21 protein-coding genes are annotated in these 23,301 nt (G+C 58.3%); 11 read left to right on the top strand and 10 right to left on the bottom strand.

Features of this window, described 5'->3' with window-relative positions:
* Window positions 1-5 precede the first annotated feature (5 nt).
* Window positions 6-1,652: a Na+/H+ antiporter gene (locus AUC61_RS25320; RefSeq protein ID WP_243248970.1), complete on the bottom strand. Its 1,647-nt coding sequence runs from the start codon at window positions 1,650-1,652 to the stop codon at window positions 6-8.
* A gap of 398 nt (window positions 1,653-2,050) precedes the next feature.
* Here AUC61_RS25320 and AUC61_RS25315 point away from each other — a divergent pair, with 398 nt between their 5' ends.
* Genes AUC61_RS25315 through AUC61_RS25300 form a run of 4 tightly spaced genes read left to right on the top strand, consistent with a single transcriptional unit; the run spans window position 2,051 to window position 5,136 of the window.
* Window positions 2,051-2,392 (top strand): ArsC family reductase, encoded by a 342-nt coding sequence (locus AUC61_RS25315; protein WP_122665557.1) that lies wholly within the window; start codon window positions 2,051-2,053, stop codon window positions 2,390-2,392.
* A gap of 36 nt (window positions 2,393-2,428) precedes the next feature.
* Window positions 2,429-3,463 carry a 2,3,4,5-tetrahydropyridine-2,6-dicarboxylate N-succinyltransferase gene (gene dapD / locus AUC61_RS25310; RefSeq protein ID WP_122397370.1) on the top strand — a complete coding sequence of 345 codons (1,035 nt, stop codon included), beginning with the start codon at window positions 2,429-2,431 and terminating at the stop codon, window positions 3,461-3,463.
* A gap of 57 nt (window positions 3,464-3,520) precedes the next feature.
* Entirely contained in the window at window positions 3,521-4,726 is a 1,206-nt protein-coding gene (locus tag AUC61_RS25305; protein ID WP_243248969.1) for an aminotransferase class V-fold PLP-dependent enzyme, read from the top strand.
* Window positions 4,723-5,136, top strand: a complete 414-nt coding sequence (locus AUC61_RS25300; protein WP_243248968.1) for a SufE family protein — start codon at window positions 4,723-4,725, stop codon at window positions 5,134-5,136. The genes AUC61_RS25305 and AUC61_RS25300 overlap by 4 nt, the downstream gene beginning before the upstream one ends.
* Here the strand turns inward: AUC61_RS25300 and tcdA are convergent.
* On the bottom strand, window positions 5,112-5,957 hold the full coding sequence (tcdA, locus tag AUC61_RS25295) for a tRNA cyclic N6-threonylcarbamoyladenosine(37) synthase TcdA (RefSeq protein WP_243248967.1): 846 nt from the start codon (window positions 5,955-5,957) through the stop codon (window positions 5,112-5,114). The two genes, AUC61_RS25300 and tcdA, sit on opposite strands and share 25 nt — an antisense overlap.
* A 131-nt stretch (window positions 5,958-6,088) precedes the next feature.
* A complete protein-coding gene (locus AUC61_RS25290) occupies window positions 6,089-7,093 on the bottom strand; it encodes an AbrB family transcriptional regulator (protein ID WP_243248966.1) in 1,005 nt (334 codons plus the stop codon).
* A gap of 390 nt (window positions 7,094-7,483) precedes the next feature.
* Here AUC61_RS25290 and dapE point away from each other — a divergent pair, with 390 nt between their 5' ends.
* The 5 genes from dapE (at window position 7,484) to AUC61_RS25265 (ending at window position 13,488) form a co-directional block, all read left to right on the top strand.
* The gene (gene dapE / locus AUC61_RS25285) at window positions 7,484-8,635 is read left to right on the top strand and encodes a succinyl-diaminopimelate desuccinylase (RefSeq protein WP_243248965.1); all 1,152 of its coding nucleotides are present in this window, start codon (window positions 7,484-7,486) and stop codon (window positions 8,633-8,635) included.
* Window positions 8,635-9,444, top strand: coding sequence for a putative RNA methyltransferase (locus AUC61_RS25280; protein ID WP_243248964.1), 810 nt, complete (start codon window positions 8,635-8,637; stop codon window positions 9,442-9,444). Before dapE ends, AUC61_RS25280 begins: the two co-directional genes overlap by 1 nt.
* Window positions 9,445-9,521: 77 nt before the next feature.
* Complete coding sequence (locus AUC61_RS25275; protein ID WP_243248963.1) at window positions 9,522-9,899, top strand: hypothetical protein; 378 nt, start codon at window positions 9,522-9,524, stop codon at window positions 9,897-9,899.
* A 281-nt stretch (window positions 9,900-10,180) separates the two neighbouring features.
* Entirely contained in the window at window positions 10,181-12,682 is a 2,502-nt protein-coding gene (gene plsB, locus AUC61_RS25270; RefSeq protein ID WP_243248962.1) for a glycerol-3-phosphate 1-O-acyltransferase PlsB, read from the top strand.
* Window positions 12,683-12,798: 116 nt separating this feature from the next.
* On the top strand, window positions 12,799-13,488 hold the full coding sequence (locus tag AUC61_RS25265; protein WP_243248961.1) for a DUF4197 domain-containing protein: 690 nt from the start codon (window positions 12,799-12,801) through the stop codon (window positions 13,486-13,488).
* Window positions 13,489-13,591: 103 nt separating this feature from the next.
* Here the strand turns inward: AUC61_RS25265 and AUC61_RS25260 are convergent, their stop codons facing one another.
* Window positions 13,592-16,660, bottom strand: coding sequence for an efflux RND transporter permease subunit (locus AUC61_RS25260; RefSeq protein ID WP_243248960.1), 3,069 nt, complete (start codon window positions 16,658-16,660; stop codon window positions 13,592-13,594).
* Between the two features lie 6 nt (window positions 16,661-16,666).
* The gene (locus tag AUC61_RS25255; protein ID WP_243248959.1) at window positions 16,667-17,767 is read right to left on the bottom strand and encodes an efflux RND transporter periplasmic adaptor subunit; all 1,101 of its coding nucleotides are present in this window, start codon (window positions 17,765-17,767) and stop codon (window positions 16,667-16,669) included.
* Window positions 17,768-17,857: 90 nt separating this feature from the next.
* On the opposite strand from AUC61_RS25255, the gene AUC61_RS25250 reads away from it, so the two are divergent.
* Window positions 17,858-18,532 (top strand): TetR/AcrR family transcriptional regulator, encoded by a 675-nt coding sequence (locus AUC61_RS25250; RefSeq protein WP_243248958.1) that lies wholly within the window; start codon window positions 17,858-17,860, stop codon window positions 18,530-18,532.
* A 157-nt stretch (window positions 18,533-18,689) separates the two neighbouring features.
* Here the strand turns inward: AUC61_RS25250 and AUC61_RS25245 are convergent, their stop codons facing one another.
* The gene (locus tag AUC61_RS25245) at window positions 18,690-19,475 is read right to left on the bottom strand and encodes a class I SAM-dependent methyltransferase (RefSeq protein WP_243248957.1); all 786 of its coding nucleotides are present in this window, start codon (window positions 19,473-19,475) and stop codon (window positions 18,690-18,692) included.
* A 96-nt stretch (window positions 19,476-19,571) separates the two neighbouring features.
* Between AUC61_RS25245 and AUC61_RS25240 the strand changes: the two genes are divergently transcribed.
* Window positions 19,572-20,195, top strand: coding sequence for an energy transducer TonB (locus AUC61_RS25240; RefSeq protein WP_243248956.1), 624 nt, complete (start codon window positions 19,572-19,574; stop codon window positions 20,193-20,195).
* Window positions 20,196-20,300: 105 nt separating this feature from the next.
* Here AUC61_RS25240 and AUC61_RS25235 read toward each other — a convergent pair whose 3' ends face one another.
* From AUC61_RS25235 to AUC61_RS25220, 4 genes are read right to left on the bottom strand one after another with little or no spacing between them, the layout of a single operon-like run.
* On the bottom strand, window positions 20,301-20,999 hold the full coding sequence (locus AUC61_RS25235; RefSeq protein ID WP_243248955.1) for an extensin-like domain-containing protein: 699 nt from the start codon (window positions 20,997-20,999) through the stop codon (window positions 20,301-20,303).
* Window positions 21,000-21,001: 2 nt separating this feature from the next.
* Window positions 21,002-21,835, bottom strand: coding sequence for an isocitrate lyase/PEP mutase family protein (locus AUC61_RS25230; protein ID WP_243248954.1), 834 nt, complete (start codon window positions 21,833-21,835; stop codon window positions 21,002-21,004).
* Window positions 21,836-21,886: 51 nt separating this feature from the next.
* On the bottom strand, window positions 21,887-22,756 hold the full coding sequence (locus tag AUC61_RS25225) for a DUF72 domain-containing protein (protein WP_243248953.1): 870 nt from the start codon (window positions 22,754-22,756) through the stop codon (window positions 21,887-21,889).
* On the bottom strand, window positions 22,753-23,064 hold the full coding sequence (locus AUC61_RS25220) for a hypothetical protein (protein WP_243248952.1): 312 nt from the start codon (window positions 23,062-23,064) through the stop codon (window positions 22,753-22,755). The genes AUC61_RS25225 and AUC61_RS25220 overlap by 4 nt, the downstream gene beginning before the upstream one ends.
* Window positions 23,065-23,301: the final 237 nt, after the last annotated feature.

The following is a 23,301-nucleotide window of genomic DNA, read 5'->3' as shown; positions in this document are numbered from 1 at the left end:
AGCGCCTACTTCACCATTCCCAGATTAGCCTCGTTCAAATCCAGCTGCGCCAGGATCTGGCGCAGCACATCGTCGCCGATCTGGTGTTGGCGATGCAGCTTGTACAGCTCGAGACGCTGTGCACGCAGGGCGCTGATGCGCATACGCCGCTCGATCTGATCCATCTGAAACGCCAGGGCCTGAGCTTCGGACGTGTCGTTGAAGACATCCAGGCGATGACGGTACTCCGACATGATCCGGGCTTTCACTTCGGTCGCCAACGCTGCCTGGGCTGCATCCTGAGCACTGTCACCGGTGCTGACCTCCTGGCTTTCCAGCGCGTGAATCGCTACTTGCGCGATACGCTTCCATGCTTCCCCGACCTCTTCTTTCATACGCATGTCGGGCTCGCTTACCAGCCCACGCAACAGCAGCGGCAAGCAAATACAGGCGGCCACGAGCGACAGCAAGATGACCCCGGCAGCAATGAAAATCAGCAGATCACGCTGAGGAAAGGCGACACCGACACTGATCAGCATCGGCACTGACAAGGTACCGGCCAGCGTTACAGCACCGCGCACGCCGCCGACCGTCAGAAGCAGTGAAGCACGGGTCGATAACTCAAGCGTGCCTTCGCTGCGCCCTCGCCAGCGTCGAATGTGAATCATCAGGCGCCAGACGCTCTGCACCCAGATATAGCGCAGCACCACCAGCACCAGAAAGATCGCCAACACGTCCAGACAGCGATACAGCAAAGTTGGCCAGACGGTGACTTCATCGTGGGTGACAGCGCCGATGATGTCCGGCAGTTGCAGCCCCAACAGCAGGAAAATCAGACCGTTGAAGGCAAACTCCAGCAACTTCCAGACACTGCGATTGAGCAACCGGGTACTGGTCTGGCGCGGCAGCAGATCCACCCAGCTTTGCATCATCCCGGCAGCCACTGCCGAGAGAATGCCGGAAGCCCCCAGTTGCTCGGCCAGCACATAGGCCGCAAACGGCAGCAGTAACATGAACACCACGTGGGTTGCCGGGTCATCCCATCCACGCGTAATCATCCAGCTGCGAAACCGCCCGACCAGCCAGCTCAGCGCGACACCGATGGCGAGCCCGCCACAGGCCACCAGGACAAAGGTCAGGCTCGCGTCAGCCAGGGAAAACACACCGGTGATGGCGGCTGCCAAAGCGAACTTGAACGTCACCAGACCGGATGCGTCGTTCATCAGCGCTTCGCCTTGCAGCATGCGCATGATCGGTGCGGGCAGACGATCCTGAGCGATGGCGGATACCGCCACTGCGTCGGTTGGCGACAATACGGCCGCAAGAGCAAAGGCAACCGGCAGTGGAATGCTCGGCAATAGCCAATGAATGAAATAACCGGCACCCACCACGGTAAACACCACCAGCCCGACGGCCAGGGTCAGGATCGGCCCGCGATAACGCCACAAGTCGCGCTTGGGCATGCGCCAGCCGTCAGAGAACAGCAACGGCGGCAGAAACAGAAATAGAAAAAGCTCGGGGTCCAGCGCCACGTGCAGGCCCAGCGTGGGCCAGGCCAGCAAAGCCCCGGCAGCAATTTGTACCAGCGGCAACGGCAAGGGAATGACACGGGCCAGTAACCGCGAGATGCCTACAAGAGTCAGCAGAATGAGGACGGTGTAGGCAGTTTGCATTGCGGGATTTCCTTAAAACATGTCGAACTGTATGGACGCGATTTTCTGTGGGGCCTGCCCCGGCATCCATGACACCACGATGTCTAGCGGCAAGCACAGGACCTGTAGGAGTTGCCGAAGGCTGCGATCGCGGTGTGTCAGGATAAATGTTTCGCAGCCTTCGGCAGCTCCTACAGATCCCCTGCAAGAGGGGGTACTCACTGCACATCGAAGTGCCATATTAACGGTTTAAGCTGCTGCACCGCCGTCACCCATAGGTATGAATCAGGCAAAACATCATGTCCGGGTACATAAAGACGTCGGCAGTACACGCCCAGCACGCGTGTCCGTGGCATAATCCGTCACCGTTTTTCAACTGTCTCAAAGGGGGCAAGCTCGTGGCTGATGAAATCAACAAGTTGCACCTGTATGGGATCAAAGCGTGCGACACGATGAAAAAAGCTCGCACCTGGCTCGATGAAAAGCCGGTGAACTACGATTTTCACGACTATAAAACTCAAGGCATCGATCGCGAACATCTGACCCAGTGGTGCAACGAGCACGGCTGGCAAACAGTGTTGAATCGTGCCGGCACCACCTTTCGCAAGCTGGATGAGGCGCAGAAAGCCGACCTCGACCAGGATAAAGCGATTGAACTGATGCTCGCTCAACCGTCGATGATCAAGCGCCCGGTGCTCGATCTCGGCGACAGAACCCTGATTGGCTTCAAACCAGACCTGTATGCAGCGGCTATCGCCTGACTGAGATAGCCCTTTAAATTCGTAAGAGGTATTTGCATGTCCACTTCCCTGTTCAGCCTGGCCTTCGGTGTCGGCACTCAAAACCGTCAAGGCGCATGGCTGGAAGTTTTCTACGCACAGCCACTGATCAACCCGTCTGCTGAATTGATCGCAGCGGTTACACCAGTACTGGGTTACACCGGTGGCAACCAGGCCATTACCTTCAACACCGATCAGGCGTCGAAGCTGGCTGAAGCCCTCAAGTCCGTTGATGCTGGTCAGGCTGCCTTGCTGACCCGTCTGGCCGAAAGTCACAAGCCGCTGGTTGCGACCCTGCTCGCCGAAGATGCAGCGCTGACGTCCACGCCTGAGGCCTACCTTAAGCTGCACCTTCTCTCCCACCGTCTGGTCAAGCCGCACGGCTTGAGTCTGGCCGGGATCTTCCCGTTGCTGCCAAACGTTGCATGGACCAGCCAGGGTGCCATCGACCTGAACGAACTGGCACCGCGCCAACTGGAAGCACGCCTCAAGGGCGAGCTGCTGGAAGTGTTCTCCGTCGACAAGTTCCCGAAAATGACCGATTACGTCGTACCGACCGGCGTGCGTATCGCTGACAGCGCACGCATCCGTCTGGGCGCTTACATCGGCGAAGGCACTACCGTGATGCACGAAGGTTTCGTCAACTTCAACGCAGGCACCGAAGGCCCGGGCATGATCGAAGGTCGTGTTTCGGCTGGCGTCTTCGTCGGCAAAGGCTCTGACCTGGGCGGCGGTTGCTCCACCATGGGTACCTTGTCCGGTGGCGGCAACATCGTCATCAAAGTGGGCGAAGGCTGCCTGATCGGTGCCAACGCCGGTATCGGTATCCCATTGGGCGACCGCAACACCGTGGAGTCGGGTTTGTACGTGACGGCTGGCACCAAGGTTGCGCTGCTCGACGACCAGAACAAGCTGGTCAAAATCGTCAAAGCCCGTGATCTGGCCGGTCAACCTGACCTGCTGTTCCGTCGCAACTCGGAAACCGGCGCTGTGGAATGCAAAACCCACAAGTCGGCCATCGAGCTGAACGAAGCGCTGCACGCTCACAACTGATCGATGCTGCATCAGGTCCGATCGCATGGTCGGGCCTGACTCACCGAGTCAAAGCAAATGCCCCTCTTTTCCCCCTGGCGCGCTGACTTTCCAGCCATCGACGCCCTGCAACGGCAAGGCCAGACCTATCTGGACAACGCCGCGACCACCCAGAAACCTCAAGCCCTGCTCGACGCCCTGAACCATTACTACGCCAATGGCGCAGCCAATGTGCATCGCGCCCAGCATTTGCCCGGCGCTCATGCGACTCAGGCGTTCGAAGACAGCCGCAACAAGGTTGCTCACTGGCTCAATGCCGGAGAGTCGGGTCAGATTATTTTTACCCACGGCGCCACTTCTGCGCTCAATCTGCTGGCCTACGGTCTGGAGCATGAGTTCGCGGCGGGCGATGAAATCGCCATCAGCGCGCTGGAACATCACGCCAATCTGCTGCCCTGGCAGCAACTGGCTCAACGTCGCGATCTGAAACTGGTCATTCTGCCGCTCAATGAGCAAGGGCTGATCGACCTGAACGCCGCTACGCAACTGATTGGTGAACGTACACGGCTGCTTGCTGTGAGCCAACTGTCCAACGTGCTCGGTGCATGGCAGCCACTGTCGGAGTTGCTGGCACTGGCCAAAGCCCAAGGCGCACTGACCGTTGTCGACGGTGCTCAGGGTGTGGTCCATGGGCGACATGACGTGCAAGCACTGGGCTGTGACTTCTACGTGTTTTCCAGCCACAAGCTATACGGCCCGGAAGGTGTGGGTGTTCTCTACGGTCGTAACGACGCACTGCCGCGCCTGCAACATTGGCAGTTCGGCGGCGAGATGGTCCTGACCACTGATTACGAACACGCGAAGTTCCGCCCGGCACCGCTGGGCTTCGAAGCCGGAACACCACCGATTGCAGGTGTGATCGGCCTTGGCGCGACACTGGACTACTTGCAGAGCCTCGATCACCGCGCAGTGCTGGAACATGAAGCTGCCCTGCACGCCCTGCTGCTTGACGGCTTGCGTCAGCGAGACGGTGTTCGAGTGCTGGGCGGGCCGCAGCTGGCGCTGGTCAGTTTCACAGTCGAGGGCGTGCACAACGCCGATCTTGCCCACCTGCTGACAGAGCAAGGCATCGCAGTGCGTGCAGGACATCACTGCGCCATGCCGTTGCTGAAAAGCCTTGGCCTGTCGGGGGCGATTCGGGTGTCTCTTGCGCTGTACAACGACTCAAGCGACTTGCAGCATTTCTTCAACGCACTGGATCAGGCGCTGGAGTTGCTGCGATGAGCCTGCCCATCGACGCACAAACTGCACTGGACACCTTTGCTCAACCTCAAGGCTGGGAGCAACGTGCGCGACTGCTCATGCAATGGGGCGAGCGATTGCCGGCTCTGGCGGATCATGAAAAGTCCGAAGAGCACCTGGTTCATGGGTGTGAAAGCAAGGTCTGGTTACTAGGCGAGATGACCCAAGGCCACTGGCAGTTTCGTGCTGCCAGCGATGCGCGGATGATTCGGGGTCTGGTGGCGCTATTGCTGGCACGGGTCAACGGATTGTCGGCAGCAGAGCTCCAGCAAGTGGATTTGCCGGACTGGTTCAACCAACTCGGTTTGAGCCGTCAACTTTCCCCTTCACGCAGCAACGGCCTGAATGCCGTGCTGCAAAGGATGCGTCAGTTGGCAGCAGTAGCAGGCTGAGGCGGCGGTACCGACACCGGCTTGGCTCGCTCCGAAGGGCGGCGTACACCTGCAACGATCTTGTCTACTGCCTTGGTGGCCGCGACCATACCGAAGGTCGCTGTCACCATCATCACCGCGCCAAAACCACCGGCGCAATCCAGCTTGACCCCATCTCCGACAAAACTCTTCTGCAGACAAATGCTGCCATCCGGCTTCGGATAACGCAGCTGCTCGGTAGAGAACACACACGGCACGCTGTAATGACGATTCATGGTCCGCGAGAAACCATAATCGCGGCGCAGGGTCGAGCGTACTTTTGAGGCCAGCGGATCGTTGAAGGTACGGTTCAAGTCACAGACCTGAATCAGCGTCGGATCAATCTGCCCACCCGCACCGCCGGTAGTGATGATCTGGATCTTGCGACGCTTGCACCAGGCAATCAACGCAGCCTTGGCGTTAACCGCGTCAATGCAGTCCAGCACGCAATCCAGATCCGGTGTGATGTACTCGGCCATGGTGTCGCGGGTGACGAAATCAGCCACCGCGTGCACAACGCAATCCGGATTGATCGCCCGCAGACGCTCAGCCATCACTTCAACTTTGGGGCGACCCACGGTGCTGTCCAGCGCATGCAACTGACGGTTGCTGTTGCTGACGCAGACGTCGTCCAGATCAAACAGGGAAATCTCACCCACGCCTGAACGCGCCATGGCTTCAGCCGCCCAGGAACCGACACCGCCGATACCGACCACAGCAACATGGGCAGCACGCAGCCGCTCCAGACCTTCGATGCCGTACAAACGGGCGATACCTGCAAAACGCGGATCTTCTGAACTCATGACCAATACCCCAAAAACCGGCGCGCATTATAGGGCTTTGGCTGGGTTAGGGCATCCTGAAGGTGGGTGATTGGTCAGAAAATGTACTGAGGGGGCAGGTTGATGACTTCCGCTGTTAGACATTTGCAACGTTAACGACGGAGTCGGACGATCAATGCTGGCGCAAAATGCAAGAGAACCATTCGCACCAAATGATGGGAAAGGATAAATACAACGTTAAGTCCGCTGCTGAACGCGACAATTGCTATGGTCTCAATTGCGCCTGGCATATAGGCGAGCCAAAGGGTAAATGGATCTTCGTCTAGAACCCTCCCTGCCAACAAAGCAAAACCGCCTGCAATCGACAACATCAAGATCACTGAGACGAGGCCTGATCTTCCGTGCCGAAGAAGTTCTACCCACGTAACGTCCCGGAATTTGGTTCCGATCAACACACCGAGAACCAATGTAGCCAACAGCACGCCCGATCGCGGTACCTGGAAACCTCCCAGGTAACCCATCTTGACGTAGATACCCGTGCAGATAATTGCCGTCAGCATGAATGGTGCGGGTACACCGAACCTGAATAGCAAGCGTCCAGACAGCAGAGACAGGGCAATCAACGATGACACCACCAGAAACATGCCCGGACCTGTTAACTCGCTGGATGTCGCGACTATTTGCGCATCAACCGGCATGAATATGCTAACCAGTACGGTAATTCCTAAAAGACGAATGAGATGTACAACCATCACTTTGCTGGACGCACGCTCGGACTCCATCAGATCAAAGACCGCAGCGAGCGCACCTGGATACACCGCAAGCAAAGAGTCCTTGATGCTCCACTTTGAAACGCTGCTCAACCAGAATCCAGCCACGGCAATCTGGGCCATATGGCAGAGCACCATGAAAGCGATACTCGGAAGCAGAGCACCGACGACTCGACTGTCCCACGCATCAAACATAAGTCCGGTGGCAACACCCAGGACTATCTGCACGTAACCAAGGCCAAACTTCAAGGGCGGAGAAAAACCCCACTTACTGACAATAATCGCTGATACCAGTATTGAGCCCAGCAGCAAACCGTGGGGAATACCGAGATATTCAAGAGTGACTCCTCCCCCGACGCAGGCCAGCCAAAACGATAGTATTTTCATAGCGACCCATACTTTCCGCGCTACACACATCGCGCTCCTAATCAGGAACGAAAATGAGGGCATGTCGGTGGTTTGTAATGACAAACCAGTGTGCATGGACACAGCGTTGAAATATGCAGGTCTCTTCCCATTGAGCCGTAGGGCACATCCCGAATGCGGCGCAAAATCTCTTCAACGAAAAAACAGCAATCACGTTGAGATAAACGTCCGCACATCACTAAACGGCGGCCTCCCCTCCCCGTTTTGCTTTAAGATAGGCGCCTTTTTCGCGCCCTTATACGATATGTAGGAGCTGCCGAGAGCTGCGAAGGTGATAAGCCTGACGCATCGCAATTCGCAGCCTGCGGCAGCTCCTATAGGTCCACTGCGCTATCAACCGGAGTTTTGTACATGACGGCCCCAGCCGACCTTTCGCCTACGCTGCAACTTGCCTGCGACCTGATCCGTCGCCCTTCGGTTACGCCCATTGATGCCGATTGTCAGGCGGTGATGATGCAGCGCCTGGGTGATGCAGGCTTCACGCTTGAGCCAATGCGTATCGAGGACGTGGACAACTTCTGGGCCAGTCATGGCAACAACGAAGGTCCGGTGCTGTGCTTTGCCGGGCATACCGATGTGGTGCCGACCGGCCCGGTACAGGCTTGGCAAAACGACCCGTTCGACGCGCTGATCGATGCAGACGGCATGTTGTGCGGACGTGGCGCAGCCGACATGAAAGGCAGCCTGGCAGCGATGCTGGTGGCGGCTGAGCGCTTTGTCGCAGATCACCCTGACCACAAAGGCAAAGTCACTTTCCTGATCACCAGCGACGAAGAAGGTCCGGCGCATCATGGCACCAAGGCTGTGGTCGAGCGCTTGCGTGAGCGCAACGAGCGGCTGGACTGGTGCATAGTTGGCGAACCGTCGAGCACCACGCTGGTTGGCGATGTGGTCAAAAACGGTCGTCGCGGCTCCCTTGGCGCAACCCTGACCGTTCGCGGCAAACAAGGCCATGTGGCTTATCCGCATCTGGCGCGCAACCCGATTCATCTGGCGGCTCCGGCGCTGGCAGAACTAGCCGCAGAGCATTGGGATGAAGGTAATGACTTTTTTCCGCCGACCAGCTTCCAGATTTCCAATCTGAATTCCGGGACCGGCGCGACCAACGTGATCCCCGGTGATCTGGTGGCCGTGTTCAACTTCCGCTTCTCTACGGAGTCCACCGTCGAAGGCCTGCAACAACGGGTATCGGCCATTCTCGACAAGCATGGTCTGGACTGGCATGTGGACTGGGCGTTGTCTGGTCTGCCGTTCCTCACCGAGCCGGGCGATTTGCTCGATGCCGTCTCGGCGAGCATCAAAGCGGTCACGGGGCGCGAGACCAAAGCGTCTACCAGCGGCGGCACGTCTGACGGGCGTTTCATCGCCACATTGGGCACGCAGGTCGTGGAGCTGGGCCCGGTCAACGCGACGATTCACCAGGTCAACGAGCGCATTCTGGCCAGCGATCTCGATGTATTGACCGAGATCTACTATCAGACTCTGGTCAAGTTGCTCGCCTGATGCTGACCTGCCCGATCTGCTCTGCCCCGCTGACGGCGGTGGACAATGGCGTGGCCTGCCCGGCCAACCATCGTTTCGACCGCGCGCGGCAGGGGTATCTGAACCTGTTGCCGGTGCAGCACAAGAACAGCCGCGACCCTGGTGACAATCAGGCCATGGTCGAAGCGCGCCGGGACTTCCTCAACGCCGGGCATTACGCGCCTGTCGCCAGGCGTCTGGCAGAACTGGCCGCTGAACGTGCCCCCGCGCACTGGCTGGACATCGGTTGTGGTGAGGGTTACTACACTGCGCAAATCGCCGAAGCCCTGCCGGATGCCGATGGCTATGCGCTGGATATCTCCCGCGAGGCGGTCAAGCGCGCCTGTCGTCGTAACCCGACGCTGACGTGGTTGATCGCCAGCATGGCTCGCGTCCCGCTGCCGGATGCCAGCTGCCAGTTTCTGGCCAGTGTGTTCAGCCCGCTGGACTGGAACGAAGCCAAGCGCCTGCTGACGCCGGGTGGCGGTTTGATGCGGGTCGGCCCGACCAGCGAGCATTTGATGGAGTTGCGCGAGCGGCTTTACGACGAAGTGCGTGACTATGCCGATGACAAACATCTGGCATTGGTGCCGGAAGGCATGTCACTGGCTCACAGTGAAACACTGCGTTTCAAGCTCAGCCTCGTTGACGGTCAGGCACGCGCCAACCTGCTGGCCATGACGCCCCACGGCTGGCGAGCCAGCGCCGAACGTCGCGCCAATGTGATTGAACAGGCCGAACCCTTCGAGGTGACGGTTTCCATGCGCTACGATTATTTCGTATTGCAATAACAAACAACGAAGATGCCCGCTAACGGGCATCCGACCGAATCCGCGAATGGATTTTTTCACTTTCTCACGAGGCATCCATGCGCCAACCCGATATCGAGATTTACCTGAAAGACACTGATGTTGATCACAAGGCCATTGCCGAGTGGCTCAGCGCCGCACTGGGTCAATGCACCGACTGGGTACAGAAAGGCCAGACCTGGAAGTGCAAAGCGGGCAACGTGCCGGTCACCTGGCTACCCAAGGCGGTAGGTAAATGGAACAGCCTGCATCTGGACAGCGATGACACCCCATGGGAAGACGACATCGCCTGCGCCCGTGCTGCGTTCGTTGCCCTGAATGTTGAAGTACGCTGCGCACCCGGCAGCTGGGTCGAAGAAGAAAGCGAAGAGACGGCGGATCGCTGGATTCGTATCAGTGCGGATGGCGAAGAAGAGATTACCTGGAAGACGGCGTAACGCATTCTTTTCCTGTAGGCGATTCTATGTTCGCCCGCAGTCTTACGGGCAGCATCGCGCAAATATCTGGAATGGCGCAAAGTCTGTGGGAGCGAGGCTTGCCCGCGATGAAGCTGGACGCAATGGGCCTGATAGTTGCGGTGGCCTTATCGCGGGCAAGCCTCGCTCCCACAGGGTTCACCGCTCATAAATTCTTAACCCTTCGCCTCCTTTTGCCCAACCCCACCAGATACGGCACACTAGCGTCCTCGCGGGCACCGCCCCCTTTTCGCAGATGCCGTATGACCCGTTCTCCGTTCCGCCGCCTTGTATTTGGCACCTTGCGTCGCTTGTTGTATCTCTGGGTTCGTTCCGAGACCATCAATCAGTCTTCGTTCACGCTTAATCTGGATCGCAGTCGGCCGGTGTTTTACGCCTTGCAGTCGCCCTCCATGAGCGATCTGGCGGTTATCGACACCGAATGCCGCAAGGCCGGCCTGCCGCGTCCTATCCTGCCGGTGTCAGTGGGCGAGCTGGTTGAACCGGCTGCCTTCTTCTACCTCACACCGTCTCCGGACTGGCTTGGCCGTCAGGACAAACGCGGTGCGCCGCCGACACTGGAGCGGCTGGTCAGTGCTGTCAGCCAGAACGCCACCGAAGATGCGCAAATCATTCCGGTCAGTGTGTTCTGGGGACAGTCGCCGGATCGCGAGTCCAGTCCATGGAAGCTGCTGTTTGCCGACAGCTGGGCTGTCACTGGCCGCCTGCGGCGGTTTGTGAGCATCCTGATCCTGGGCCGCAAAACCCGGGTGCAGTTCTCTGCACCGATTCACATGCGCGATCTGGTCAGCGAGAACAAGGGTTACGAACTGACCCTGCGCATGACCCAACGCCTTCTGCGTACTCACTTTCGCAATTTGAAGACTGCCGTAATCGGCCCCGATGTATCGCACCGGCGCAACCTGGTTAAAGGCCTGCTGGACGAACCGCTGGTCAAACAGGCGATCCTCGAAGAAGCAGAGCGGGAAAATATCCCCGAAGCCAAAGCCCGTGAAATGGCGTTGCGTTACGGCAACGAAATCGCCTCGGACTACACCTATTCGGCGATCCGCTTTCTGGAAGTGATCCTGAGCTGGTTCTGGAACAAGATTTACGACGGCATCAAGGTCAGTCATATCGAAGGCGTGCAGGACGTTGCCCAGGGTCATGAAGTGATCTACGTGCCCTGCCATCGCAGCCACATCGATTACCTGCTGCTCTCCTATCTGCTGTTTCGCAACGGCCTGACGCCCCCGCACATCGCGGCGGGTATCAACCTGAACATGCCAGTCATTGGTAGCCTGCTGCGTCGTGGCGGTGCATTTTTCATGCGTCGTACGTTCAAGGGCAATCCCCTGTACACCTCGGTGTTCAACGAGTATCTGCACACGCTGTTCACCAAGGGCTTCCCGGTGGAGTACTTCGTCGAAGGCGGACGCTCGCGCACCGGACGCATGCTGCAACCCAAGACCGGCATGTTGGCGATTACTCTGCGCAGCTTCCTGCGCAATTCACGTATGCCAATCGTATTTGTGCCGGTCTACATCGGTTACGAGCGCGTGCTGGAAGGCCGCACTTACCTGGGCGAGCTGCGCGGTGCGACAAAAAAGAAAGAATCGATCTTCGATATCTTCAAGGTCATTGGCGCCTTGAAGCAGCGCTTCGGTCAGGTTTCAGTGAACTTCGGCGAGCCGATCAAGCTGGCTGAATTCCTCGATGATGAACAACCGGACTGGCGTGAACAGCAGTTGGGTCCGCAATTCAAACCCGCCTGGCTCAACGAGACCACCAATCGCCTAGGCGAACGTGTGGCTCAGCATCTGAACGAAGCCGCTGCGATCAACCCGGTGAATCTGGTTGCGCTGGCGCTGCTCTCCACCCACAAGCTGGCACTGGACGACCTGGCGATGGAACGGGTGCTCGACCTGTATCTGACGCTGCTGCGCCGTGTACCGTATTCGCCGCACACCACCCTGCCGGAAGGCGACGGTCGAGCGTTGATTGAACATGTGAAAAGCATGGACCTGCTCTCGGAACAGAAGGACGCACTGGGCAAGATTTTGTACCTGGACGAACAGAATGCGGTGTTGATGACGTATTACCGCAACAACGTCCTGCACATTTTCGCCCTGCCCTCGCTGCTGGCCAGTTTCTTCCAGAGCTCATCGCGCATGAGCCGCGAGCAGATCCTGCGCTACACCCGTGCGCTGTATCCGTACCTGCAGTCCGAGCTGTTCATCCGCTGGCCATTGAACAAGCTGGACGAAGTGGTTGATGAATGGCTGCAAGCGTTTGTCGAGCAAGGTCTGCTGCGTTTCGAGAACAACGTTTACCTGCGTCCCGCACCGAGCTCCCGAGAGTTTGTGTTGTTGACGCTGTTGTCGCGGGCCATTGCCCAGACTTTGCAGCGGTTTTACATGGCAATCTCACTACTGCTCAACAGCGGACAGAAAACCCTCAGCGCTGAAGAACTGGAAGACCTGTGCACAGTGATGGCTCAGCGGCTATCGATCCTGCACGGCCTGAACGCCCCGGAATTCTTCGACAAAAGCCTGTTCCGTCACTTCATCCAGACCCTGCTGGACCTGGGCGTATTGCGTAAGGACCCGGCTGGCAAATTGAGTTATCACCCGCTGCTGGGCGAACTGGCCGAGGGCGCTGCCAAGCGGGTACTGCCTGCCGAGATTCGTCTGTCGATTCGCCAGGTGGCGCTGCACGGCAGTGAAGACACCAGCGAACCGGAGCCGGTCGAAGAAACCCGTTGATCCTGGCGATTTCAGCACCGCCAGCCAGACTGACTTCCTGATAGGCTCTATGCACTACCCCGCCGGAGCTCAGCCCGGCGCGGTCTCCGAATCAAGTCAAAGAAAAGGATGCTCTCATGCTTCGTCTCCCCTTTACGTTTGCCAGCCTGTGCGCGGGTCTGATGCTGTCGAGCAGCGTATTTGCCCTGTCGCTGAACGACGTCTCGCAATCGGACGCCACCGGCGGCCTGAAAGACGCGCTGACTCAGGGCGCGCAAATTGCCGTCAAGCAACTGGGTAAACCTGGTGGCTTCAGCGATAACCAGGACGTACGCATCGAACTGCCGGGCAATCTTGGCAAAGTCGCCAAAAAAATGAAGCAATTCGGCATGGGCGCTCAGGTTGATCAGCTGGAAACCAGCATGAACCAGGCCGCCGAAGCCGCCGTTCCGCAAGCTCAGGCGTTGCTGGTGGATGCGGTGAAGAAAATGAGCGTGGCTGACGCCAAGGGCATTCTCAGCGGTGGCAAGGATTCCGCAACTCAGTACTTGAACAGCAGCAGTCGCGAGCAGATTCGCGCCAAATTCCTGCCCATCGTCAAACAAGCCACCGACAAGGTTGGCCTGGCGCAGAAGTACAACGCCTTTGCCGGTCAGGCAGCCACGCTGGGTGTGCTTGATGCCAAGAGTTCAAATATCGAAGGTTATGTGACCGAGCAGGCGCTCAATGGCCTGTTTGAAATGATCGCCAAACAGGAAGAAAGCATCCGCGCCAACCCGGCAGCTGCGGCTACGAGTCTGGCGAAGAAAGTGTTTGGGGCGTTGTAACTTCATGACCAACCTGTAGGAGCTGCCGAAGGCTGCGAATCTTGGTACATCAGAAATATCGGCTTCGCAGCCTTCGGCAGCGCCTACAGATGATCCACCTCCTTCATCCCGCCTTCTTCACCCTGAACCACGCGGCATATAGCGCAGGCAGGAACAGCAGCGTCAGGGCTGTCGCCACGATCAGCCCACCCATGATCGCCACCGCCATCGGGCCGAAGAAGACGCTGCGAGACAGCGGAATCATCGCCAGCACCGCCGCCAGTGCGGTCAGGACGATTGGCCGGAACCGCCGCACGGTCGCCTCGATAATCGCCGACCACTGATCCAGCCCACCGGCGATGTCCTGCTCGATCTGGTCCACCAGGATCACCGAGTTGCGCATGATCATTCCTGACAACGCGATAGTGCCCAACATCGCAACGAAACCGAACGGCTGATTGAACACCAGCAAAAACAGCGTCACGCCAATCAAACCCAGCGGCGCGGTCAGAAACACCATGAACATCCGTGAAAAACTGCGCAGTTGAAGCATCAGCAACGTCAGCACCACAACGATGAACAGCGGCACGCCCGCCTTCACCGAATTCTGCCCCCGTGCCGCGTCCTCAACGGTTCCGCCGACCTCCAGCAGATAACCATCCGGCAACTCGTTGCGCACATCGGCCAGGGTTGGGAGGATTTGCTGGACCAGTGTTGCAGGTTGCTCCTTGCCGTAAATGTCGGCGCGGATCGTCACGTTGGGCAAACGGTTACGGTGCCATATCACACCCTCTTCGAATCCGTACTCAAGGGTCGCCACTTGTGATAACGCCACGCTGGTACCGTTTTCAGTGGGGACTGCCAGGCTCGCCAACGCCCCGAGCTGCTGACGCTCATCAGGTGTACCGCGTAACAGGATCTCGATCAGCTCATCGTCCTCGCGATACTGACTGACACTGGAACCGGTCAACGAACGCTGGAGGAACCTGGACAATTCAGCGGTGGTTACGCCCAACGCGCGCGCCCGATCCTGATCCAGATTGAGGAACACCACTTTGCTGGGCTCCTCCCAGTCCAGATGGACATTGGCGACATGAGGATTTTCTCGCACCTTGGCGGCGACCTTGCGCGCCAATGCGCGGACTTCATCGATGTGCTCGCCACTGACCCGGAACTGCACCGGATAACCTACAGGCGGGCCGTTTTCCAGTCGCGTTACCCGTGAGCGCAAAGTCGGGAATTGCTCGTTGAGATTGCTGATCAGCCAGGTCCGTAACGCCTCGCGGTCCTCGATCGTTTTCGCCAACACCACGAACTGCGCAAAGCTGGTCGCGGGCAGTTGCTGATCGAGCGGCAGATAGAATCGCGGCGAACCCGTGCCGACATAGGACACGTAATTGTCGATACCCGGATGATCCTTGAGCATCTGTTCGAGACGTTTGACCTGCTCGGCGGTGCTGTTCAGCGAAGCCCCTTCCGTCAGCTTCAAATCCACCATCAGTTCCAGCCGACCGGACGCCGGGAAGAACTGCTGCGGGACAAATTTGAACATCACTACTGACAGCACGAAGAGCGCAACCGTGGCGAAAATCACCGTCTTGCGCCAACGCACGCACCAACCCACCATCGCCCGTACCCGTTGGTAGAACGGCGTACCGTGTGGGTCTACCGCGTCGGGTCCAGTGCCGTGTTTTTTAGCGTGGATCTTCGCCAGATCAGGCAGCAGACGCTCGCCCAGATACGGCACAAAAACCACTGCGGCCACCCAGGACGCCAACAGCGCGATGGTCACCACCTGAAAAATCGAGCGGGTGTATTCACCCGTGCTGGACTGCGCAGTGGCAATCGGCAAGAACCCGGCAGCCGTGATCAGGGTACCAGTGAGCATGGGAAAGGCGGTGCTGGTCCAGGCAAAGCTGGCGGCTCGCAGCCGGTCGTAGCCCTGCTCCATCTTGATCGCCATCATCTCCACAGCAATGATCGCGTCATCCACCAGCAGGCCCAAAGCCAACACCAGCGCGCCTAGGGAAATCTTGTGCAGGCCGATTCCCAGGTAATACATGCAGGCAAAGGTCATGGCCAATACCAGCGGAATCGCCAACGCGACCACCATGCCGGTGCGCATTCCCAACGAGAAAAAACTCACCAGCAGCACAATCGCCAGCGCTTCGGCCAAGACCTGAACGAACTCACCGACTCCGGTTTTCACCGCAGCGGGCTGATCAGAAACTTTGCGCAGTTCCATACCCGCGGGCAGGTTTTTCTGCAATCGGGCGAACTCGCCTTCAAGCGCTTTGCCGAGCACCAGAATATCGCCGCCCGGCTTCATTGCCACCGCAAGGCCTATGGCCTCCTCGCCCATGAAACGCATGCGCGGCGCGGGTGGGTCATTGAAGCCGCGATGCACCTCGGCCAGATCGCGTATGCGCAAAGTCCGATCACCTACGCGGATCGGAAACTCCCGAATCTCGTCGACGGTCTGGAAGCGGCCGCTGACGCGTAACTGAACCCGCTCACTGGGTGTTTCAAAAAAACTGGTGGCCGAGACCGCATTCTGCGCTTCAAGGGCCTGTTGCACAGCTTGCATGGGCAAGCCCAGTGTTGCGAGCTTGACGTTGGACAACTCGATCCAGATTTTCTCGTCCTGCAAGCCGATCAGCTCAACCTTGCCCACATCGTTGATGCGTTGCAGTTGAAGCTGGATACGGTCGGCGTAATCCTTGAGCACGGCATAGTCAAAGCCCTTGCCGGTCAACGCATAGATGTTGCCAAACGTGGTGCCGAACTCGTCATTGAAAAACGGCCCCTGCACACCTGGCGGCAGGTTCTGGCGGATGTCACCGACCTTTTTCCGGATCTGATAGAACAGCTCCGGCAGGTACGAAGAGAAGATCGAATCACGGGCAATAAACGTGACCTGGGATTCACCGGGCCGTGAGAACGAGACGATGCGGTCGTACTCGCCGGTTTCCATGAGTTTCTTTTCGATACGATCCGTGACTTGCCGCGCGACTTCTTCAGCACTTGCGCCGGGCCATAGCGTACGAATCACCATGGCCTTGAACGTAAAAGGCGGGTCTTCGCTTTGACCGAGTTTGGTGTAAGACAACGCGCCAACGACGGCCAGAACGATCATCAGGTACAGCACGATCTGGCGATTGCGCAGCGCCCATTCGGAAAGATTGAATCGCATCCGTGCTTACTCCTTCGCAGCCAGTTTGACCGCACGGTTATCACGATCGACAGGACGAACCTGCTCGCCTTCATGCAGCACGTGCACGCCAGCGGCAACGATCCAGTCACTGGCCGCCAAGCCTTCCAGCACGGGCACCGATTCCTGACCATAAGGCCCGAGCCGGACGTTAACCCGCTTGAGCGTGCTGTCGGCAGCAACCCGCCACACGTAATGGCTGCCGTTTTCCGAGGTCACGGCCGAAAGCGGAACCGCCAGCGGCACGGCTTGCGCAGCCTCGATGAACACCCGCGCACTCTGTCCCAGCTCCGCAGGTACCTTGCCGCTGGCAAAGGCAATGCGTGCTGCGAAGGTTCGCGAGCGGGGATCAGCAGCAGGTGAAAGCTCACGAATCCGACCAGGAAAACGCTGTTCACGCTGGGTCCACAGCTCTACGGTGACTGGCTGATCGGTTTTGAAGCGGGCGAAATTCTGTTCCGGCAAGCTGATCAGCACTTCTCGCTCACCATCAGCGGCGAGTGTGAAGACCGTTTGCCCTGCAGCGACCACCTGCCCCACTTCCACCAGACGCTTGGCCACCACTCCATCCTGAGGCGCGCGCAGCACGGCATAACTGGTCTGGTTATCGGCGACGGTCAACTCGGCCTTGATCTGCTTGAGCCGGGCTTCGCCAGAACGATAAAGGTTTTCGGCATTATCAAACTGCGAACGGCTGACCATCTGCCGATCCATCAGGGTCTTATAGCGATCCCGCTCGGACCGCACCAGTTGCAGATTGGCTTCGGCAGCAGCGACTTGAGCACGGGTGGCATCCAGTTGCAGGCGCACATCCTGGGCGTCCAGTTCGGCCAATGGCTGATTGGCCTTGACCCGCTGCCCTTCCTCCACAAGCCGCTTGCTGACCTTGCCGCCGATCCGGAACGCCAGATCGGGTTCAAAACGGGCGCGAACTTCACCGGGATAGCTGTCCATCGCCTGTGCAGAAGGCGATGGCTGAATCACCATGGCGGGACGAATGATGACCGGTGCGGTTGCCTCCTGGCCGCAGCCAGACAGCAACGGCATCAGACCCAGAGGCAGGACGAGGCACAGACATTTGCGCAACATGGTGGAGCCCTTCGCAAAAGATGCTTGGAATAATTGTACTGGCGAGTATATTAAAAATTACCAAACTCACCAGTACATTATTAAACGAACATGTCTGACGATTCTCAAAGCGGCTCTCACAGCAGTCCTCACAGCGGTTCCCAAAGCAATCCGGGACCCGGCCGGCCGAAAGATCAGGCCAAGCGCCAAGCCATCCTCGATGCTGCGAAAGAGTTATTCGTGCGCAATGGCTACGCCAGCACCAGCATGGATGCCGTCGCCGCAGAGGCGGGCGTTTCCAAGCTCACGGTGTATAGCCATTTCAACGACAAGGAGACGTTATTTACCTCTGCCGTCGTGGCTCGCTGCGAAGAGCAGATGCCGGAGTTGTTCATTCAGCTCAATCGCGACTTGCCTGCCAAGGCATTGCTGCTGAATGTTGCGCGCGGGTTTCAGGTGTTGATCAACAGCCCGGAATCGATTGAGCTGCATCGCCTGATGGTGACGTTGGGCACTCAGGATCCGAAGCTGTCGCAGATATTTTTTGATGCCGGGCCACAACGGATTCTTCAGGAGACCGAGCGATTGCTGAGCCGCCTTGAGCAAAGCGGACAGCTGAAGTTCGACTCCCCAAGGACCGCTGCCGAGCACTTTCTCAGCCTGATCAAAGGCGTGTGCAACTTCCGCCTGCTGGTCGGCTGCGGCGAGCGGCCAGACGACGCCAGCGCCGAAGCGCATGTGCAGGAAGTGGTCGGGTTATTTATGCGGGCGTATGGGGTGGAATAATGGCCCACGGAGTCGAGGTGAATCCAGGGCAGACGCAAAACCTGTGGGAGTAGAGCTTGCTCGCGATGCAGGGGCTGCAATGGTTCAGATAAACCCCGTTATCGTTCATCGCGAGCAAGCTCTGCTCCCACAAATAATCCGCGGCAAAGCACTGCAATCACACCGCTTTCAAAGCTTTCTTCGGATAGATGTCATACCGGCTGGATTTACCATCCAGCGCGTAGCTCGGCTTGGGGCCTTCGATGCAGGGGGCTTTGCGCGGGCGTTTGACCACCACGCGATGGGTGGCCAATGCCAGTGCCGCCTCCAGCAACGCCGGAGCGTCCATGTCGTCACCTACCAGCGGCCGAAACAGACGCATTTCTTTCTTCACCAATGCCGTTTTTTCCCGGTGAGGGAACATCGGATCCAGATAGATCACCTGCGGCGGCTCGCCTTCCCAGCCACGAATCAGCTCAATGGAGTTGCCGGTCAGCAAACGCATCTGGCTGATGATTGAACCCACTTCCCGATCCTGTCGCCCGCGGCTCAAGCCGTCTTCCAGCAGTGCGGCAATGATTGGCTGCCGCTCGATGAGACTCATCTGGCAGCCAAGGCTGGCCAGTACAAACGCATCCTTGCCCAGCCCGGCCGTGGCATCCAGCACCGTAGGCCGAACGCCCGGCTGAATGCCCACGGCCTTGGCAATCATCTGCCCGCTGCCACCACCGAACAGACGCCGATGGGCGACCGCGCCCTCGACGAAGTCAACCCGCACCGGCCCCGGCGCGTCATCACCCAATTGCTGCAATTGCAGGCCATTGTCAGTCACTTGCAGGGCAAAATCGGCGTCAACGTCGCCTGAAAGCAGGTCCAGACGCTGCGCCCATTGCACGGCCTGCTCCTGATTCTGACTCTCAAGGGCCTCGACCCGGATACGACTGCCCGCTTGTTGCTCACTCATTGTGTCCACACGCTCAAAAAGTGTTAATGATCGGCAAAATCTGCCGATAAAGAAGTATCAGGCATTTTGCCAGACCTACGACGTGTAACGATCGATATGTCAGACATTCAGCAATCATCCATAGGTTATCTAACGCACGCAGGTGATTTTACCCTGCGCAACAGCCGGGCACTGGGCGGTGTTACCCAGATCTGGTCGGATGCGTTTGCCCGTGTGATGGCTGAACAACTGCGCGATACAACGGCTGAACCTGTTGATCCAGCAACCGTTGCTACCGATGTTGCCACTGGCGAGCCTGTTGCCGGTGCCCGCACACTGGGCAAAATCGTCGAGCAGCGCGCCTGTCCGGTTGAAGGCAAACCGCTTATCCCTGCCGAACCGCTGTTTCTGCCTATCGCTGAATTCGAACTGGACCTGCTGCCTCCGCCGAACGAACCGTTCAGCATCGGCGAGATGATCGCCCAGCAGCGTAACCTGGAGTTCGACAGCGAATGGGTTCGTCCGAACGTACTCAACCCTTACGATGACAGCGTTATACCTGGCCCCGGCCCTCAACCACGCCCGCTGCACTTGCCAATCGCCGAGTTCGAGTGGGACCTGGCCGACAAGCCTGCCCTGCCACTGGATGACGACACCATGGTCGCCCAGCAACGCGCATTGAATTACGACATGGGCTGGGCACGCCCGATCATCCTGCAAAACCTGCGTATGGCGGCTTGATCTCGTTGATTCGGTGATATCTGCAGGAGCTGCCGAAGGCTGCGAATGGATTCCCATGACACGCCGCCTTCGCAGCCTTCGGCAGCTCCTACAAAAACATCTACCTCAGCGACACACCCGCCAAGATCCCATATCCAGATGGAAATGGTTTTGATGCGCTGCGTTGTAGTCCGGCCCTAATACGGTATTGAACTGCTTGCAGGCCCCGTCGCGGACCTCTCGCAAGAACCGGCCCTTATCGCCCTCATCCTTCCAGTCCCGCAACAGGTTGATCCGCTGCCCGTCCGCCAGCCGGAAGCCTGCGATATCCAGCGCATTGGCGCTCGCATGCTGACTCAAACGTCCGCTACTTCTGCCATATACATTGCGACAGGCAAAACTGCCCAGATGGTCGATACGCGTCACCCGCTGGCCAAATACAGCCTGGGCGGCGGGCTGCAAGGTGTGCACTTCAAACAACGCGTAGGCCACCGCCAACGGACAGCTGGCGAGAAAACTGCTGCTGAGCGCCACCTCGCTGCCCTGAACCCTTAACACATCGCTGAGCGGGCAATCCGCGGACGCGGGGCTATCAGCCTGATGACTGAAACGCAGGCTCGACGACCCCAGCACCTGATCACACAGCTGTGGGTCGTTTTTCACCCGCGACAATTTATAAGACGTCAGGAAGTTGGTCTCAGCCTGAATATCCAGCGGTGCCCAGGGATTCCATTGCGCAGGCACCTCAATCCAGCCTCGCCATACGGCAGCAACCGCACCGGCACACAGCAACAGGAAAATCAGAAACAGCGTAGAACCGCGCACCCTCAGTCCTTGAACAACGCATTGAGTTGAGCAAATGGCAGCGCCTGCTCAGCGTAGCTAAAAGTGCCGTGGGTACGGATTTCTTCAGCCGCACGATACAAACCGCCGAAGGCTGCACGGACGAGCGAGGAGCCGACGCTGATGCGTTTGACGCCACAGTCACTGAGCTCGGCAACCGTCAGCGTGACGCCGCCAAGCCCCATCAATACGTTGACCGGCTTGGGGGCGACAGCTCGTACGACCGCGATCACTTCTTCCCGGGTGCGCAGACCGGGGGCGTAGAGCACGTCAGCACCAGCGTCAGCGTAGGCCTGGAGCCGATTCAAGGTGTCAGCGAAGTCCATTCGCCCGTTGAGCAGGTTTTCCGCGCGGGCGGTGAGCATGAACGGGAACGGCAAGCTGCGTGCGGCCAGCGCCGCCGCTCTGACCCGCGCTACGGACAATTCGAAATCGTAAATCGGCTGATCGGTCTTGCCAGTGGCATCTTCGATAGAGCCACCAACAATGCCCGCCTGCGCGGCCGCCAACAGGTTGGCCGCACAATCCTCCGGACTGTCGGCAAAACAGTTTTCGAGATCGGCAGCGACAGGCAGGTCGGTTGCGGCAACGATGGCGCGAATGTTCTCTAGCGACTCGGCAAAGCTCAACGCACCTTCAGCATCGGCGCGGCCCAAGGTGAATGCCAAGCCTGCACTGGTAGTGGCCAGCGCTTCAAAGCCCATGGACGCCAACAGCTTGGCCGACCCTGCGTCCCAAGGATTGGGAATCACAAATGCACGATCACGCTCGTGTAATGCCTTGAAAGTCTGTGCGCGAAGAAGTTGTTGCGAATCCATTGCTGACTCCTGTGATCGTCAATGCGGCTATTGAAGCCACAGTTATCGACCTCAGAGCAAGCCCAGTTGCTGCACCGGTGGTGTACGGTCCAACTCCGGTAATGGCGGCAAGCCCGGCAGGCGTGCCATCAACTGACTGTGGAAACGGCGGGCCAGTTGTGGCGCTTCGAGGTTATCCGGGGTGTGCAGGAACACATAAGGCGTGCGGCCTTCCTCGATCCAGCCTGCGACCTTGGTCACCCACTGGATCAGAAAGGGGTCATTGGCTTCCAGCACGGGATGGCCAATAAAGCGCACCTGAGGGAATTGAGTCAATGCTGCCGGGCGAGCGGGAACCTTGGGCTTCTTCGACTGAGCATGCAGTACCGCCGGATCGCTGGACACACAGCTGAACAACGCGCGGGAATCCAGACAGATGCGCTCGACGCCGCGCTCAAGCAACAAACGATTAAGCAAGCGCTCTTCATCACCCTTTTCGAAGAACGCTCTATTACGCACTTCGACAGCCAGCGGGCACTGCAGCTCATCAATGAAAGTGATCAGTTCGGCGAGGCGTTGCGGCGTGAAGCTGGCTGAAAGCTGAAGCCAGAAAGGCGCAACACGTTTGCCCAGCGGGGCCAGCAATTGAATGAAGGTTTCAGCCGCTTGCAGCTGTAGGCGCAGATCACCGCCATGGCTGATGTCGCCGGGAAACTTGGCCGTAAAGCGAAAGTCATCAGGCAGCACTTCAGCCCAGCGCTGAACAGTGGAAGGCGCGGGTCGGGCGTAAAAAGTAGTGTTGCCTTCGACGGCGTTGAAAACCTGTGAATACAGGCCTAGGAATTCGTTACTGCGAGCGTCTTCCGGATACAGTGATTCGCGCCAGGCGTTCTCACTCCATGACGGACATCCCAGAAAGTAAGGCAGGCGGGAATCATTCAAACGTGGACATCAAGCCCGGATACTTCCAGATCCCAATCAACGAAGCTTGCGGTGGCCAGGTAACTGGCCAAGGCATTGGCTACGCGGGTACTCATGGAGCGCGGAAAGATGATGTCTTGCTGACGAGCAGGTACGTTGGCTGTCGAGTTGGCCTGCCCACTACCACCTGAGCGAGCGCCGTGCGCTGGCTGCTGGGCAACTTCGGCGTCGTTTTCGACTTCTTCGAAGGTGCCATCAACGATCGCAGGCTGATTACGCGGCTTGCGTTTGATGGGGTATGAACGTTGTGAGGGGCCGTCTATGCGCATTAGTGCGTACTCTGCATCTTATAGTGGCAATTTAACGTCACGGGTTAGTTGTTGCAATTACCCGAACGTTAACTAGACCACACAAATTGCAAAAGTTTCGAAACGAGCCGGGAATTGATGGTTTCAGGCGATGAAAGGTCGTGTTTTGACTAACCACAAAGGGTTTCAGAGGATGGCACAGAACCTGTGGAAGCTGCCCTGTATCGCGGCAAACATTGGACCTGTAGGAGCTGCCGA

It is taken from the genome of Pseudomonas maioricensis (assembly GCF_022790535.1).
Lineage (GTDB): Bacteria > Pseudomonadota > Gammaproteobacteria > Pseudomonadales > Pseudomonadaceae > Aquipseudomonas > Aquipseudomonas maioricensis.
This window is presented reverse-complemented; position numbering and strand designations above follow the sequence as displayed.

Coding starts and splice junctions, on each gene's coding strand:
- AUC61_RS25320 (WP_243248970.1), bottom strand. CDS start 1,652: ATGCAAACTGCCTACACCGTCCTCATTCTGCTGACTCTTGTAGGCATC.
- dapD (WP_122397370.1), top strand. CDS start 2,429: ATGTCCACTTCCCTGTTCAGCCTGGCCTTCGGTGTCGGCACTCAAAAC.
- AUC61_RS25305 (WP_243248969.1), top strand. CDS start 3,521: ATGCCCCTCTTTTCCCCCTGGCGCGCTGACTTTCCAGCCATCGACGCC.
- AUC61_RS25300 (WP_243248968.1), top strand. CDS start 4,723: ATGAGCCTGCCCATCGACGCACAAACTGCACTGGACACCTTTGCTCAA.
- tcdA (WP_243248967.1), bottom strand. CDS start 5,957: ATGAGTTCAGAAGATCCGCGTTTTGCAGGTATCGCCCGTTTGTACGGC.
- AUC61_RS25290 (WP_243248966.1), bottom strand. CDS start 7,093: ATGAAAATACTATCGTTTTGGCTGGCCTGCGTCGGGGGAGGAGTCACT.
- dapE (WP_243248965.1), top strand. CDS start 7,484: ATGACGGCCCCAGCCGACCTTTCGCCTACGCTGCAACTTGCCTGCGAC.
- AUC61_RS25280 (WP_243248964.1), top strand. CDS start 8,635: ATGCTGACCTGCCCGATCTGCTCTGCCCCGCTGACGGCGGTGGACAAT.
- AUC61_RS25275 (WP_243248963.1), top strand. CDS start 9,522: ATGCGCCAACCCGATATCGAGATTTACCTGAAAGACACTGATGTTGAT.
- plsB (WP_243248962.1), top strand. CDS start 10,181: ATGACCCGTTCTCCGTTCCGCCGCCTTGTATTTGGCACCTTGCGTCGC.
- AUC61_RS25265 (WP_243248961.1), top strand. CDS start 12,799: ATGCTTCGTCTCCCCTTTACGTTTGCCAGCCTGTGCGCGGGTCTGATG.
- AUC61_RS25260 (WP_243248960.1), bottom strand. CDS start 16,660: ATGCGATTCAATCTTTCCGAATGGGCGCTGCGCAATCGCCAGATCGTG.
- AUC61_RS25255 (WP_243248959.1), bottom strand. CDS start 17,767: ATGTTGCGCAAATGTCTGTGCCTCGTCCTGCCTCTGGGTCTGATGCCG.
- AUC61_RS25250 (WP_243248958.1), top strand. CDS start 17,858: ATGTCTGACGATTCTCAAAGCGGCTCTCACAGCAGTCCTCACAGCGGT.
- AUC61_RS25245 (WP_243248957.1), bottom strand. CDS start 19,475: ATGAGTGAGCAACAAGCGGGCAGTCGTATCCGGGTCGAGGCCCTTGAG.
- AUC61_RS25240 (WP_243248956.1), top strand. CDS start 19,572: ATGTCAGACATTCAGCAATCATCCATAGGTTATCTAACGCACGCAGGT.
- AUC61_RS25230 (WP_243248954.1), bottom strand. CDS start 21,835: ATGGATTCGCAACAACTTCTTCGCGCACAGACTTTCAAGGCATTACAC.
- AUC61_RS25220 (WP_243248952.1), bottom strand. CDS start 23,064: ATGCGCATAGACGGCCCCTCACAACGTTCATACCCCATCAAACGCAAG.